Source organism: Pseudomonas sp. R5(2019) (assembly GCF_009905435.1).
In the GTDB taxonomy this organism is placed as follows: domain Bacteria; phylum Pseudomonadota; class Gammaproteobacteria; order Pseudomonadales; family Pseudomonadaceae; genus Aquipseudomonas.
Genome location: NZ_JAAAMT010000033.1, coordinates 24,628 through 38,718 on the forward strand (window position 1 = coordinate 24,628; position 14,091 = coordinate 38,718).

Consider the following 14,091-nt stretch of genomic DNA (forward strand, 5'->3'; position numbering starts at 1 on the left):
CTATTGTTGGTGGCGCCAGGCACGCACCGTACTGAGCAGCAGATACAGTGCAAGTACTGGCAGCAGGTAAAACTGCATCAAGTGTTCAAGCCGATTGGCCAGCGCCATGCCGGTGGTGAACGACACCACGTGCAGGCCGTAGGCAAGGTACAGGCACAGGAACAGCACCCCTTCGGCCCGGGTCACGCGGTAGCCGGAGTAGAACACCGGCAGGGTCAACAGCGCGACGCCGAGCATGACCGGCAAGTCGAAATCCAATGCATTAGGGGAGACGGACAGCGGGGCCGGCGCGAGCAGGGCGGTGACGCCAAGCACGCCGAGCAGATTGAACAGGTTGCTGCCGATGACGTTACCCACGGCAATTTCCCGCTCGCCGCGAATAGCTGCAATCAGGGAGGTCGCCAGTTCCGGTAGCGATGTGCACACGGCGACAACGGTCAGTCCGATGATCCGCTCCGACAGCCCCAGGTCGACGGCGACCTCGACGGCTGCTTCCAGTACCAGATGGCCTGCAACCGTCAGCAGCGCCAGGGCGCCGAGCATCAGCGAAGTGCATTTGAGCCAGGGGACGTGTGCGGTCTTGTCATCGGCATGTGGATAAGTGCGACCATGGTGAAGTGACTGATTCCAGAGCAGGCCCAGGTACACCAGCAACGCAATCAGCAGCAGCAAACCTTCCAGCGGCCCGAGCACTTCATTCCAGGCCAGCACGCAGACCAGCAGGCTGGCACCGATCATCAGCGGGATGTCCAGGCGCACCAGTTGCCGCGATACACGCAACGGAATGATCAGCGCCGACAGGCCCAGCGTCACCAGAATATTGAAGATATTGCTACCCAGCACACTGCCGACGGCAATGTCGGGCACGCCGGTAATCGCGGCTTGCAGGCTGACCGCCAATTGCGGCGCGCTGCTGCCGAAGGCGACCATGCTCAGGCCCATGATCAGCGGGCGAACCTTTAGCGCGGCTGCCAGGCGAATGGCGGCACGCACCAGCAATTCCGCACCGAGCACCAGCAGCAACAGACCAATGATCAACTGCAGCAGGCTGAAGGTGGGTAAGGCGGCCAGGTCGAAAATGGTCAAGGCTCCCAGTCAGTCGTCGAGGCTTTGTATCCGTACGCGGGCGGTACCGCTGCGCAGCATGCCCAGTTTGTCGGCGGCGGCGCGCGACAGGTCGATCAGCCGGCCACGCGTATGCGGGCCGCGGTCATTGATGCGCACCACAACATAACGGTCATTGCTCAGATTAGTCACGCGAACGCGGGTGCCGAATGGCAAACTGCGGTGGGCGGCGGTCAGGCCGTGCTGGTTGAAGCGTTCGCCGCTGGCAGTGCGCTTGCCATGGTGGCGAGAACCGTAATAAGAGGCGACGCCTTTCTTGTCATAACCGCCAGAATCAATGTCATGGCTGGCGCAACCGGCCAGCAGGGTCAGCATAAGGCTGGCACTCAACAGACGCCACATAGGTGTTCTCCAACTCGCTGATTATTTGTGAACCTGTCGGGTTTGCGTAGGAGCCGGGCGAGCCCCAATGCCAGTTAAGCATCAGAGCCGCTTTCAGATCTGGCGCAAACCTCCTGTAGGAGCGGACCTGGCCGCGATGGGCTGCGCAGCGGCCCCGGCGATTCTGAAACCACCTGCACTCGCAAGCTGAGTCGCAGATGTCACTGGCCTAAGGGGCCGCTGTGCGGCCCATCGCGGCCAGGCCGGGACGCCGGACCGCCGCTCCTACATGGATCTCGCCTTAACTGACTGGCATTAGGGCAAGTCCGGCTCCTACACACAGGCAATCAGCCTTCGAGCTTGCTTTTGAGCAATTGGTTCACTTGCTGCGGGTTGGCTTTGCCCTTGGACGCTTTCATCGCCTGGCCGACGAAGAAGCCGAACATCTTGCCGCGCTTGGCTTCATCCGCCGCACGGTACTGTTCGACCTGCTCGGCGTTGGCCGCCAGCACTTCATCGAGTACCTTCTCGATGGCGCCGGTGTCAGTCACCTGTTTCAGGCCGCGTGCTTCGATGATCTGGTCAGCGTCGCCTTCACCGGCCGCCATGGCCTCGAAGACCATCTTGGCAATCTTGCCGCTGATGGTGTTGTCGCTGATGCGCTTGAGCATGCCGCCCAATTGCTCGGCGTTGACCGGCGCCTGGTCGATTTCCAGGCCCAGCTTGTTGAGCAGGCTGCCCAGCTCGACCATGACCCAGTTGGCGGCCAGCTTGGCGTCGCCGCCGATGCTCACGACCTTCTCGAAGTAGTCCGCTTGCTCGCGGCTGGAAGCCAGCACGCTGGCATCATAGGCCGACAGGCCGAACTGGGACTGGAAGCGCTCGCGCTTCTGCGGCGGCAGTTCCGGCAGGGTGGCGCGGGTGGCGTCCAGGAACGAATCCTCGATCACCACCGGCAGCAGGTCCGGATCGGGGAAGTAACGGTAGTCGTTGGCTTCCTCCTTGCTGCGCATGGCGCGGGTTTCGTCCTTGTTCGGGTCGTACAGGCGGGTTTGCTGGACAACCTTGCCGCCGTCTTCGATCAGCTCGATCTGGCGTTGCACTTCGCTGTTGATCGCGCGCTCGATAAAGCGGAACGAGTTGACGTTCTTGATCTCGCAGCGGGTGCCGAACTCGGCCTGGCCTTTCGGGCGGATCGACACGTTACAGTCGCAACGCAGCGAGCCTTCGGCCATGTTGCCGTCGCAAATGCCCAGGTAGCGCACCAGCGCATGGATGGCCTTGACGTAGGCCACGGCTTCCTTGGCGCTGCGCATGTCCGGCTCGGAGACGATCTCCAGCAGCGGGGTGCCGGCGCGGTTCAGGTCGATACCGGTTGAGCCGCTGAAGTCTTCGTGCAGGCTCTTGCCGGCGTCTTCTTCAAGGTGCGCACGGGTGATGCCGACGCGCTTGACCGTGCCGTCTTCCAGGGTAATGTCCAGGTGGCCCTTGCCGACGATCGGCAGTTCCATCTGGCTGATCTGGTAGCCCTTGGGCAGGTCCGGGTAGAAGTAGTTCTTGCGCGCGAACACGTTGTGCTGGCCAATCTCGGCGTCGATCGCCAGGCCAAACATGACGGCCATGCGCACGGCTTCCTGGTTCAGCACCGGCAGGACGCCGGGCATCCCCAGGTCAACCAGGCTGGCCTGGGTGTTCGGCTCGGAGCCGAATGTGGTGGCGCTGCCGGAGAAAATCTTCGACTGGGTGGCGAGCTGGGTGTGAATCTCCAGCCCGATGACAACTTCCCATTGCATGTGTGGACCCCTCAGAAGCCGGTTGGTGTGCGCGTGTGCCAGTCAGTCACTTGCTGATAGCGGTGCGCAACGTTGAGCAGGCGGCCTTCCTGGAAATACGGAGCCAGCAACTGGACGCCGACTGGCAGACCTTCGACGAAACCGGCCGGCATCGACACGCCCGGCAAGCCGGCGAGGTTGGCAGTGATGGTGTAGACGTCTTCCAGGTAGGCAGCGACCGGGTCGTTGTTCTTGGCGCCGATTTTCCAGGCCGGGTTAGGCGTGGTCGGGCCGAGGATCACGTCGACTTCGCCAAAGGCGGTCATGAAGTCGTTCTTGATCAGGCGGCGGATTTTCTGCGCCTGCAGGTAATAGGCATCGTAGTAGCCGGCGGACAGGGCGTAGGCACCGACCATGATCCGGCGCTGGACTTCAGCACCAAAACCTTCGGCGCGCGAACGCTCGTAAAGGTCGGTCAGGTTGGCCGGGTTCTCGCAGCGGTAGCCGAAACGCACGCCGTCGAAACGCGACAGGTTCGACGAGGCTTCGGCTGGCGCGATCACGTAGTACGCCGGGATGGCATGCTGCATGTTCGGCAGGCTGATTTCCTTGACCACCGCGCCGAGCTTTTCCAGCTCCTTGACGCTGGCCATGATCAGCTCGGCGATGCGCGGGTCGAGACCGGCACCGAAGTATTCCTTCGGCAGGCCGATGCGCAGGCCTTCCAGCGAGCCGTTGAGGTTGGCGCTGTAGTCAGGCACTGGCTCATCGATGCTGGTGGAGTCTTGCGGGTCGAAGCCGGCCATGCCTTGCAACAACAGCGCACAGTCTTCGGCGGTGCGGGCCAGCGGGCCGCCCTGATCCAGGCTCGATGCGTAGGCAATCATGCCCCAGCGCGAAACACGACCGTAGGTCGGTTTCAGGCCGGTAAGGTTGGTCAGCGCTGCCGGCTGGCGAATCGAACCGCCAGTGTCGGTGCCGGTCGCAGCGGGCAGCAGGCGCGCAGCCACGGCCGCGGCGGAGCCACCGGACGAGCCACCGGGCACGTGTTCAAGGTTCCATGGGTTTTTCACGGCGCCGTAGTAGCTGGACTCGTTGGCCGAGCCCATGGCGAATTCGTCCATGTTGGTCTTGCCCAGCGTCACGGCACCGGCAGCCGCCAGTTTCGACACGACCGTGGCGTCGTAAGGGGCCTTGAAATTGTCGAGCATCTTCGAACCGCAGCTGGTGCGGATGCCCTGAGTGCAGAACAGGTCTTTGTGCGCCAGCGGAGCACCCAGCAGGGCACCGCTTTCGCCGTTTGCGCGGCGGGCGTCGGCGGCACGGGCCTGGCTGATGGCCAGTTCGTCGGTGACGCTGATGAAGCTGTTAAGCTGCGGGTCGAGTTGATGGATGCGCGTCAGCAGCGCACGGGTCAGCTCTTCGGAGGAGAACTTCTTGTCGGCGAGTCCGCGGGCGATCTCGGCCAGAGTCAATTCATGCATGGCAGGCTCTTAATCCCTTACTCGATGACTTTCGGAACCAGGTACAGGCCGTTTTCGACGGACGGTGCGATGGCCTGATAGGCGTCGCGCTGGTTGTGCTCGGTGACCACATCGGCGCGCAGGCGCTGACTGGCTTCCAGCGGGTGGGCCAGCGGTTCGATACCGCTGGTGTCGACGGCTTGCATCAGGTCGACCAGCCCGAGAATACGGTTCAATGCATCGGTGGTGCGTGGGAGATCGGCTTCATTGAGGCCCAGACGAGCCAGATGAGCGATTTTTTCCACGTCGGAGCGTTCAAGCGCCATGGGATTCTCCAGTGGAAAACGAAACGGAATGTTACCGTTCGTCGATATTGGAACACATCAGTGATTCTACGGTCAGATGGCCGCGATCAGGTGAGGGCATGCTCGGAAAAACGACCAATTTAACATATTGGCGCCTTGCCCAAAATCCCTGCCATTGTTAGAGTTTGCCGCACTTTTTTACCCACGCGTTGCCTAGGGTCACTTTCCCATGTTCAAGAAACTGCGTGGCATGTTCTCCAGCGATCTTTCGATCGACCTGGGAACGGCCAACACCCTTATTTACGTGCGTGAGCGCGGTATCGTCCTGAATGAGCCATCGGTTGTGGCCATTCGCACCCACGGCAACCAGAAAAGTGTCGTCGCTGTCGGTACCGAAGCAAAGCGCATGCTGGGCCGTACGCCTGGCAACATTGCTGCCATTCGTCCGATGAAGGACGGCGTCATCGCCGACTTCAGCGTCTGCGAAAAGATGCTGCAGTATTTCATCAACAAGGTTCACGAAAACAGCTTCCTGCAGCCCAGCCCGCGCGTGTTGATTTGCGTACCGTGTAAATCCACCCAGGTGGAGCGTCGGGCCATTCGTGAATCGGCACTTGGTGCCGGCGCGCGTGAAGTATTCCTGATCGAAGAGCCAATGGCCGCCGCCATCGGTGCCGGCCTGCCGGTTGAAGAGGCGCGTGGTTCGATGGTCGTCGATATCGGCGGTGGTACCACTGAAATCGCCCTGATCTCCCTGAATGGCGTGGTCTATGCCGAGTCCGTGCGCGTCGGCGGCGACCGCTTCGACGAAGCGATCGTGACCTACGTGCGTCGCAACTACGGCAGCCTGATCGGTGAATCCACCGCCGAGCGCATCAAGCAGGAAATCGGTACCGCCTACCCGGGTGGCGAAGTCCGCGAAGTCGACGTCCGTGGCCGCAACCTGGCCGAAGGCGTACCGCGTGCCTTCACCCTGAACTCCAACGAAGTGCTCGAAGCCCTGCAGGAATCGCTGGCGACCATCGTCCAGGCGGTGAAAAGCGCCCTGGAGCAATCGCCTCCGGAACTGGCTTCGGACATCGCCGAGCGCGGCCTGGTGCTGACCGGTGGTGGCGCACTGCTGCGTGACCTGGACAAGCTGCTGGCTCAGGAAACCGGGCTGCCAGTGATCGTCGCCGAAGACCCGCTGACTTGCGTCGCCCGCGGCGGTGGTCGTGCGCTGGAAATGATGGACAAGCACACCATGGACCTGCTCTCCAGCGAATAAGCCCGGAGCTGTACGTCCTGCTGCCCCGTTTACAGGTCGCGCCAGCGGTGCTACCTGTATGCGTCGGGCCGGCGCCTGTCGGGCGTCGTTTTTGCCAATCCGCTTCCAGACCGGTTCGCTGCCGTATGACTGACCTATTGATCATTTGCCCACGAGGAGCGGCTTATTAAACCGCTTTTCGCCAAAGGCCCCTCATTGGGCGTACGCGTACTGGTGCTGGTGGTGCTATCGGTCGCGTTGATGGTGGTCGACGCCCGTTTCACGGTGTTGAAGCCTGTGCGTGGCCAGATGTCACTGGTCTTGATGCAGTCCTACTGGGTCACCGACCTGCCGCAGCGCCTGTGGCAAGGCGTGGCCAGCCAGTTCGGCAGCCGTACCGAGCTTGCCGCCGAAAACGAAAAACTCAAGACCGAAGCCTTGCTGCTGCAAGGTCGCCTGCAAAAGCTGGCGGCCCTGACCGAGCAGAACGTTCGGCTGCGCGAGTTGCTCAATTCCTCGGCACTGGTCAATGAAAAGGTCGAAGTGGCCGAGTTGATCGGCATGGACCCGAACCCGTTCAGTCACCGCATCCTGATCAACAAGGGGGAGCGCGACGGCGTCGTGCTCGGTCAACCGGTGCTCGATGCGCGCGGCTTGATGGGGCAGGTCGTCGAGTTGATGCCGTACACCTCACGGGTGCTGCTGCTCACCGACACGACCCATAGCATCCCGGTGCAGGTCAACCGCAACGGGCTGCGCGCCATTGCCAGCGGGATCGGTAATCCGGAACGTCTGGAATTGCGCCACGTGGCCGACACCGCTGACATCAAGGAGGGCGACCTGTTGGTCAGTTCAGGCCTGGGGCAGCGCTTCCCGGCGGGTTATCCGGTGGCCACCGTCAAGGAAGTCATCCACGATTCCGGTCAGCCGTTTGCCATTGTGCGCGCCGTACCGACCGCCGCCCTGAACCGCAGCCGTTATTTGCTGCTGGTGTTCACCGACAGCCGCTCGCCGGAACAGCGCGCCAGCGATGCTGCCCAGGCGCAGGAAGCCGCTGACCGACAAGGCCTGCCAGGCGGCGCCAATAGCGGTGCAACGTCGGCTTCTCCAGCTGCACCCGCCACTCCAGCAACGCCGGCAATCTCTGCTCCGCCTGCCGCCACACCGGCTGTTGCGCCCGCCGCGGCTCCGGCTGTCGCCCCGGCGCCGGCCGCGCGCAGCAACGGCCACGGCACAGCGTCGACCACCTCACGGGAGAGGCACTAATGGTTACAACACGTGCCAGGAACGGCTGGGTCGTCTGGCTGACCTTTCTGATCGGCCTGCTGCTCAGCGTCTCGCCGCTGCCGCAGTTCATGGAAATCCTTCGGCCCCTGTGGCTGGCCTTGCTGCTGGCCTTCTGGTCATTGGCGCTGCCGCACAAGGTCGGCATGACCACTGCGTTTCTACTGGGCCTGGCAGAAGACGTGCTGTATGGCACCTTGCTCGGCCAGAATGCCTTGATCCTGACCTTGATCACCTTCCTGGTGCTGTCGTTGCAGCAGCGCCTGCGCATGTTCCCCATGTGGCAGCAAAGCCTGGTGATCCTGGTTATCTTCGGTCTCGCTCAACTGGTTCAGCTGTGGCTCAGTGCCTTGACCGGTAACCGCCAGCCCACCCTCGCACTGCTGTTGCCCGCCGTGGTCAGCGCCTTGCTCTGGCCATGGGTGAGCTTTGGGCTGCGTGGTCTGCGCCGTCGACTGAGCATCAATTGAGCCCGGCGCGAGCCGCTTTACGGTCTTTCGGCTCCGACAGGGAGATGTCTTGATGAACCCGCTCTATCTGGCCTCCGGCTCCCCCCGTCGGCGCGAACTGCTGACGCAGATCGGCGTGCCCTTCACCACCATCAGCGCCAACATCGATGAAACCCCGTTGCCGGGCGAGAGCCCTGCGGCCTATGTCGAGCGCCTGGCACGCGGCAAGGCGGCGGCGGGGCAGGCGCTGCTGGCGGCCACCGAGTCCGGTGCTCCCACCATCGTGCTGGGCGCCGACACGGCCGTGGTGCTCGACGGGCAGATTCTCGGCAAACCGGTCGATGAAGCCGACGCCCTGGCCATGCTCGCCGCCTTGTCGGGCCGCGAGCACGAGGTGCTGACCGCCGTGGCAGTGCTCGATGGTCAGCGCTGTGAGGTGCGCAATGTCCGAAGCAAGGTCGGTTTTCGTCCCATCAGCGTGCAAGAGGCCCAGGCCTACTGGGACAACGGCGAACCTCGGGACAAGGCTGGCAGCTATGCAATCCAGGGGCTGGGAGCCGTCTTCGTGACCCACCTGCATGGCAGTTATTCGGCCGTTGTCGGTTTGCCCCTGTGCGAAACAGCAGCGCTGCTGGCTGATTTCGGCATACCCTGCTGGCAAAGCCTGCGGGCGCGCTAAGTGCGCGTACCCCAGCCGACTCGCAGACAGTCGGCGCAGGATCCATCATTATCGTGTACATCTTGACGAGACCCAGCCATGAGTGAAGAGATCCTGATCAACATCACGCCAATGGAATCGCGCGTGGCGGTGGTAGAAAACGGTGTTTTGCAAGAAGTCCACGTCGAGCGGACTCAGCGCCGGGGGATCGTCGGCAACATCTACAAAGGCAAGGTCGTGCGCGTGCTGCCAGGCATGCAGGCGGCTTTCGTCGATATCGGGCTGGACCGCGCCGCCTTCATTCACGCCTCGGAAATCTCCATGCGCGAAGGCTCTTCGGTCGAGACCATCAGCGCCCTGGTGCACGAAGGGCAGAGCCTGGTCGTGCAAGTCACCAAGGACCCGATCGGTTCCAAGGGCGCGCGCCTCACCACCCAACTGTCGATCCCGTCGCGCTACCTGGTCTACATGCCGAAGACCAGCCATGTCGGTATTTCGCTGAAGATCGAAGACGAAAGCGAGCGTGAGCGGCTCAAGCAGGTGGTCAGCGACTGCGTTGCCCAGGAAGGCATCAAGGAAGTCGGCGGCTTTATCCTGCGCACCGCCGCCGAAGGCGCCGGCGCCGACGAAATCCTGATGGACATCCGCTACCTGCGCAGGCTCTGGGACCAGATCGGCGCGCAGATCAAGACTGTCGGCGCGCCCAGCGAAATCTACGAAGACCTTGGTTTGGCCCTGCGCACACTGCGCGACCTGGTCAGCCCGAAAATCGAGAAAATCCGGATCGACTCCCGGGAAACCTTCCAGAAAACCACGCAGTTCGTCGGCGAGCTCATGCCGGAGATTGCCGACCGTCTGGAGCATTACCCGGGCGAGCGGCCGATCTTCGACCTCTATGGCGTCGAGGACGAGATACAACGCGCCCTTGAGCGCAAGGTGCCGCTCAAGTCCGGCGGCTACCTGGTCGTCGACCCGGCCGAGGCCATGACGACCATCGACGTCAATACCGGTGCGTTCGTCGGCCACCGCAACCTTGAGGAAACCATCTTCAAGACCAACCTGGAGGCGGCCACGGCCATTGCCCGGCAATTGCGCCTGCGCAATATCGGCGGGATCATCATCATAGACTTCATCGACATGGAAGATGAAGAACACCAGCGCCAGGTGTTGCGCACCCTGGAAAAGCAACTGGAACGCGACCACGCCAAGACCAACATCATCGGCATTACCGAGCTGGGTCTGGTGCAAATGACCCGCAAGCGCACCCGCGAGAGCCTCGAGCAAGTGCTGTGCGAGCCCTGCGCGTGCTGCCAGGGCCGGGGTAAACTGAAAACCCCGGAGACGATCTGCTACGAGATTTTCCGTGAGATTCTTCGGGAAGCGCGGGCCTATCAGGCCGAAGGCTATCGAGTGTTGGCCAATCAGAAGGTGGTCGATCGTTTGCTGGACGAAGAGTCGGGCAATGTCGCTGAGCTTGAAGCCTTTATCGGCCGAACCATTCGTTTCCAGGTCGAGTCCATGTATTCCCAGGAGCAATACGACGTGGTGCTGCTCTGAATCAGGATGTTCAAGCCCGGCCGCGGGCACTGGCAAAAGCCGGCCTCACGGTCATAGTTACTCCAGCATATTTCGGGGACCGCTGACATGGAGCGTCTGACTCGCTTTCTGGCTGCCGCGATCCGATGGGGTCTGGGGGTGTGTGCGCTGATGTCGGTGCTGGTCGCCTTGTATGTCAGCCTGGGGCGCGAGCTGGTGCCGCTGGTCGCCGAGTACCGCGACCAGGTCCAGGAAAAGGCCGAACAGACGCTGGGCATCCCCCTTCGGATCGGCAGTCTGGAGGGCCGCTGGAGCGGGCTGGCACCGGTGCTGCTGGCCCATGACGTGCAAGTGGGCGAGGGCGCCAGTGCCTTGCGCCTGGACCAGGTGCGGGTGGTGCCCGATCTGTGGGCGAGCCTGCTTGAGCGCAATGTGCGCATCGCCCATCTCGAACTGGGTGGCCTGCAGCTGAACCTGGCCGAGGACGAGAGCGGTCGCTGGACCCTCAAGGGCTTGCCGGTCAAGGACGACATTCCGCTGGACCCCGAACAGCTACTCAAGCAGATGCAGGTGGTGACACGGCTGTCGGTGCTCGACAGCCAGGTCACAGTCGAACCTTTCCAGCATGACCCGATGACCTTTACCTATGTCGGAGCGAGCCTGAAGACCGGCAGCGTGCGTCAGCGCCTGGACCTGCGCCTGACCCTGCCTGACGGTCAGCCCATGGCCCTGAACCTGCGCACGCGCATCCGCACCAGCCAATGGCGCGATGGCCAGCTGGAGGCCTACCTGAGCCTGCCGCAAAGCAATTGGGCCGCCTGGCTGCCAGCGCGCCTGACCCGGCAGTGGAAGCTCACGGAAGCCCGCGCCGGTGGCGAGTTCTGGCTGAACTGGGATAAAGGCGCGTTGCAAAGCGCCGTGGTCCGACTCAATGCCCCGGCGCTACGCGGTGCCTATGCCGACCGCAAGCCGGCCGGTGTCGGGAATCTGGCCCTCAACGCCTGGTTCCGCCGTCAGGATCAAGGCATGGAGGTGCTGGTCAACTCGCTGGCCATGAGCGTCGGCGACAAACGCTGGGAGTCGCGCCTGCAGGCACGACAGGTGACGACCCGCGAGCCGACCGAAGAAACCTGGCATATCCAGGCCGATCGCCTGGACCTGACCCCGCTGACGCCACTGATCGATGCCTGGGCACCCTTGCCTGACAAGCTGGCCGCTGTGGTCGATGGCCTGAAAATCACGGGCGGCGTGCGCAACCTGGTGCTCGATGTCCGGCCCAAGGCTTCGGGCGATCAACGCCTGAGCTTTGCCGCCAACCTCGACAACGTTGGCTTCAACGCCTATCGCGGCGCACCGGCGGCCGGGAATGTCAGCGGCAGCATCAGCGGCGATCTCGGCCAGGGTGAGCTGCGCCTGGATACCGAGAAGTTCATGTTGCACCTGGCCCCGATCTTCGCCGACCCCTGGCATTACCTCAAAGCCAATGCGCGGCTCACCTGGCGCCTCGATCAGGACGGCCTCACCCTGGTTGCGCCGTACCTGAAGGTATTAGGCGAGGAGGGCAGGATTGCCGGCGACTTCCTGATCCGCCTGCTGTTTGATGCGGCGCGTGAAGACTATATGGACCTGCGCGTCGGCCTGGTCGACGGCGACGGCCGCTACACCGGCAAGTATCTGCCCAAGGTGCTCAGCCCGGCGCTGAATGAGTGGCTGCGCGGCGCCATTGTCAAAGGCGCAGTGGACGAGGGTTATTTCCAGTACCAGGGCTCGATCCAGAGTGGCGCCCCGGACCATGCCCGCAGCATCAGCCTGTTTTTCAAGGTTCATGACGTGACCCTGGACTATCAACCGGGCTGGCCGGTGGTCAGCAAGGTCGATGGCGACGTGATCATCGAAGACGGCGGCGTGCGAATCCAGGCCCGCAGCGGCCAGCTGCTCGATACTCAGGTCCGCAACGTCAATGTCAGCGTGCCCCGCGTCCGGGCTGGCGCGCAGCCGCACCTGTACCTCGATGGCGAGTTCGAAGGTGGCCTTGGCGATGGCATCAAAATCCTTCAGGACGCGCCCATTGGCACCGGCCCGACCTTCGCTGGCTGGGAAGCCGAAGGTCCGTTGCAGGGCAAGCTCAACCTCGACATCCCCCTGCACAAGGGCGAGCACCCCAAAGTGCTGGTGGACTTCAGCACCCGTAATGCCCGCCTGAAGATCCGCGAGCCGGAGCTTGAACTGACCCAGCTCAAGGGTGACTTCCGCTTCGACTTCGATAAGGGCCTGAGCGGCCAGAACATCGCTGCCGTGGCGTTCGGGAAGCCGATCACCGCGCAGATCCACGCCGAAGGCAAGCCCGATGCCTTGCGTACCCGCGTGACCGCAAAAGGCCAGGTAGAGGTCAGCAAACTCACCGATTGGCTGCATGTCCAGCAGACACTGCCGGTGACGGGTGAACTGCCCTATCAGCTGCAACTGACGCTCGGCGGCAACGACAACCTGTTGACCATCAACTCCAATCTCAAGGGCCTGGCGGTCGACCTGCCAGCGCCCTTCGGCAAGCTGGCCGATGACACGCGCGACACCACCTTCAGCATGACCTTGCAAGGTGACGAGCGCCGCTACGACGTCGATTACGCCGATGTCGCCAACCTTGCCTACGCGGCACCGACCGCGAGCCCCAGTGATGGCCGCGGCGAGTTGGTGCTCGGCGGCGCCGATGCGCAGGTGCCGTCCACCAAGGGCCTGCGGGTTCGCGGTAGGCTGGCGGAACTCGACCTCGAGCCGTGGAAGGCTCAAGTCGAACGCTATTCCCATGTCGATGCCGAAGGCAGCGCCAAGCAGCTGCTACGCCGTGCCGACGTCACTATCGGGCGTGTCAAAGGCGGCGGGATGGATATGGATGACGTGGTCCTGGCCTTGCGTCGCAACCCGGACAACTGGGCCCTGCAGATCGACAGCAAGCAAGTCACCGGGAGCATGCGCGCACCCGATGCCAAGAACGCGCCTATTGCGATTAACCTGACGACCGTGCGTTTGTCGGCGCCCGACCCCGCTGCGGTCACTGAAGAAAATCCGCCCGATCCACTGGCCTCCAGCGACCCGCGCAAGATCCCGGCCATGGATGTGCAGATCGGCAAGTTGTTCCAGGGCGACGAGTTGCTCGGTGCCTGGTCGATGAAGCTGCGCCCGACGGCCACCGGGGTGGCTTTCAACAACATGAGCCTTGGCCTCAAGGGTATGACCCTCGCGGGCAATGCCGGTTGGGAAGGCGCGCCAGGCGCTACCAGCAGCTGGTTCAAGGGGCGGCTGGAGGGCAAGAATCTCGCCGATGTACTCAAGGCCTGGAAATTTGCACCCACTGTCACCAGTGAGAGTTTCCACCTCGATGCCGACGGTCGCTGGCCCGGTTCACCGGCCTGGGTCGGCCTCAAGCGGCTTTCCGGAAGCCTCGACGCGACGTTGCGCAATGGCCAGTTCGTCGAGGTCGAAGGCAGCGCCCAGGCTTTGCGGGTGTTTGGCCTGCTCAACTTCAATTCGATCGGTCGCCGCCTGCGACTGGACTTCTCCGACCTGTTCGGCAAAGGCCTGGCCTATGACCGGGTCAAGGGCCTGCTGCAGGCCAGCAACGGCGTATACGTGACCCGCGAGCCGATCACCATGACCGGTCCGTCCAGCAATCTAGAGCTCGATGGCACCCTGGACATGGTCGCTGATCGTGTCGATGCGAAGTTGATGGTGAGCTTGCAGGTAACCAACAACCTGCCGCTGGCGGCGTTGATCGTCGGCGCGCCGGCCATTGGTGGCGCACTGTTTCTGGTCGACAAACTGCTCGGTGATCGGGTAGCGCGATTCGCCAGTGTGCAGTATCGCGTCGAAGGTCCGTGGAAAGAGCCTAAGATTACCTTTATCAAACCTTTCGAGAAGGCCCGCTAGGCCCGGAG

At 62.9% G+C, this 14,091-nt stretch carries 11 protein-coding genes; 6 read left to right on the top strand and 5 right to left on the bottom strand.

Annotation, left to right across the window (positions count from 1 at the left end):
- From GUY40_RS19515 to gatC, 5 genes are all read right to left on the bottom strand, one after another.
- The gene (locus GUY40_RS19515; RefSeq protein WP_166570581.1) at nucleotides 1–1,047 is read right to left on the bottom strand and encodes a calcium/sodium antiporter; all 1,047 of its coding nucleotides are present in this window, start codon (nucleotides 1,045–1,047) and stop codon (nucleotides 1–3) included.
- Between the two features lie 48 nt (nucleotides 1,048–1,095).
- The gene (locus GUY40_RS19520) at nucleotides 1,096–1,467 is read right to left on the bottom strand and encodes a septal ring lytic transglycosylase RlpA family protein (protein ID WP_166570542.1); all 372 of its coding nucleotides are present in this window, start codon (nucleotides 1,465–1,467) and stop codon (nucleotides 1,096–1,098) included.
- A 326-nt stretch (nucleotides 1,468–1,793) separates the two neighbouring features.
- Entirely contained in the window at nucleotides 1,794–3,239 is a 1,446-nt protein-coding gene (gene gatB / locus GUY40_RS19525; protein ID WP_166570543.1) for an Asp-tRNA(Asn)/Glu-tRNA(Gln) amidotransferase subunit GatB, read from the bottom strand.
- Between the two features lie 11 nt (nucleotides 3,240–3,250).
- Entirely contained in the window at nucleotides 3,251–4,702 is a 1,452-nt protein-coding gene (gatA, locus tag GUY40_RS19530; protein WP_166570544.1) for an Asp-tRNA(Asn)/Glu-tRNA(Gln) amidotransferase subunit GatA, read from the bottom strand.
- A gap of 17 nt (nucleotides 4,703–4,719) precedes the next feature.
- Complete coding sequence (gene gatC, locus GUY40_RS19535; RefSeq protein ID WP_166570545.1) at nucleotides 4,720–5,007, bottom strand: Asp-tRNA(Asn)/Glu-tRNA(Gln) amidotransferase subunit GatC; 288 nt, start codon at nucleotides 5,005–5,007, stop codon at nucleotides 4,720–4,722.
- A 208-nt stretch (nucleotides 5,008–5,215) separates the two neighbouring features.
- Between gatC and mreB the strand changes: the two genes are divergently transcribed.
- From mreB to GUY40_RS19565, 6 genes are all read left to right on the top strand, one after another.
- Nucleotides 5,216–6,253 carry a rod shape-determining protein MreB gene (mreB, locus tag GUY40_RS19540; protein WP_008371426.1) on the top strand — a complete coding sequence of 346 codons (1,038 nt, stop codon included), beginning with the start codon at nucleotides 5,216–5,218 and terminating at the stop codon, nucleotides 6,251–6,253.
- Nucleotides 6,254–6,448: 195 nt separating this feature from the next.
- A complete protein-coding gene (gene mreC / locus GUY40_RS19545; protein ID WP_178117888.1) occupies nucleotides 6,449–7,498 on the top strand; it encodes a rod shape-determining protein MreC in 1,050 nt (349 codons plus the stop codon).
- Nucleotides 7,498–7,986, top strand: a complete 489-nt coding sequence (gene mreD / locus GUY40_RS19550) for a rod shape-determining protein MreD (protein ID WP_166570546.1) — start codon at nucleotides 7,498–7,500, stop codon at nucleotides 7,984–7,986. Before mreC ends, mreD begins: the two co-directional genes overlap by 1 nt.
- Before the next feature lie 52 nt (nucleotides 7,987–8,038).
- Entirely contained in the window at nucleotides 8,039–8,644 is a 606-nt protein-coding gene (locus GUY40_RS19555; protein WP_166570547.1) for a nucleoside triphosphate pyrophosphatase, read from the top strand.
- 78 nt (nucleotides 8,645–8,722) lie between these two features.
- Complete coding sequence (gene rng / locus GUY40_RS19560; RefSeq protein WP_166570548.1) at nucleotides 8,723–10,180, top strand: ribonuclease G; 1,458 nt, start codon at nucleotides 8,723–8,725, stop codon at nucleotides 10,178–10,180.
- An 87-nt stretch (nucleotides 10,181–10,267) separates the two neighbouring features.
- Nucleotides 10,268–14,083 carry a YhdP family protein gene (locus GUY40_RS19565; protein WP_166570549.1) on the top strand — a complete coding sequence of 1,272 codons (3,816 nt, stop codon included), beginning with the start codon at nucleotides 10,268–10,270 and terminating at the stop codon, nucleotides 14,081–14,083.
- Nucleotides 14,084–14,091: the final 8 nt, after the last annotated feature.

Coding starts and splice junctions, on each gene's coding strand:
- GUY40_RS19520 (WP_166570542.1), bottom strand. CDS start 1,467: ATGTGGCGTCTGTTGAGTGCCAGCCTTATGCTGACCCTGCTGGCCGGT.
- gatB (WP_166570543.1), bottom strand. CDS start 3,239: ATGCAATGGGAAGTTGTCATCGGGCTGGAGATTCACACCCAGCTCGCC.
- gatA (WP_166570544.1), bottom strand. CDS start 4,702: ATGCATGAATTGACTCTGGCCGAGATCGCCCGCGGACTCGCCGACAAG.
- gatC (WP_166570545.1), bottom strand. CDS start 5,007: ATGGCGCTTGAACGCTCCGACGTGGAAAAAATCGCTCATCTGGCTCGT.
- mreB (WP_008371426.1), top strand. CDS start 5,216: ATGTTCAAGAAACTGCGTGGCATGTTCTCCAGCGATCTTTCGATCGAC.
- mreD (WP_166570546.1), top strand. CDS start 7,498: ATGGTTACAACACGTGCCAGGAACGGCTGGGTCGTCTGGCTGACCTTT.
- GUY40_RS19555 (WP_166570547.1), top strand. CDS start 8,039: ATGAACCCGCTCTATCTGGCCTCCGGCTCCCCCCGTCGGCGCGAACTG.
- rng (WP_166570548.1), top strand. CDS start 8,723: ATGAGTGAAGAGATCCTGATCAACATCACGCCAATGGAATCGCGCGTG.
- GUY40_RS19565 (WP_166570549.1), top strand. CDS start 10,268: ATGGAGCGTCTGACTCGCTTTCTGGCTGCCGCGATCCGATGGGGTCTG.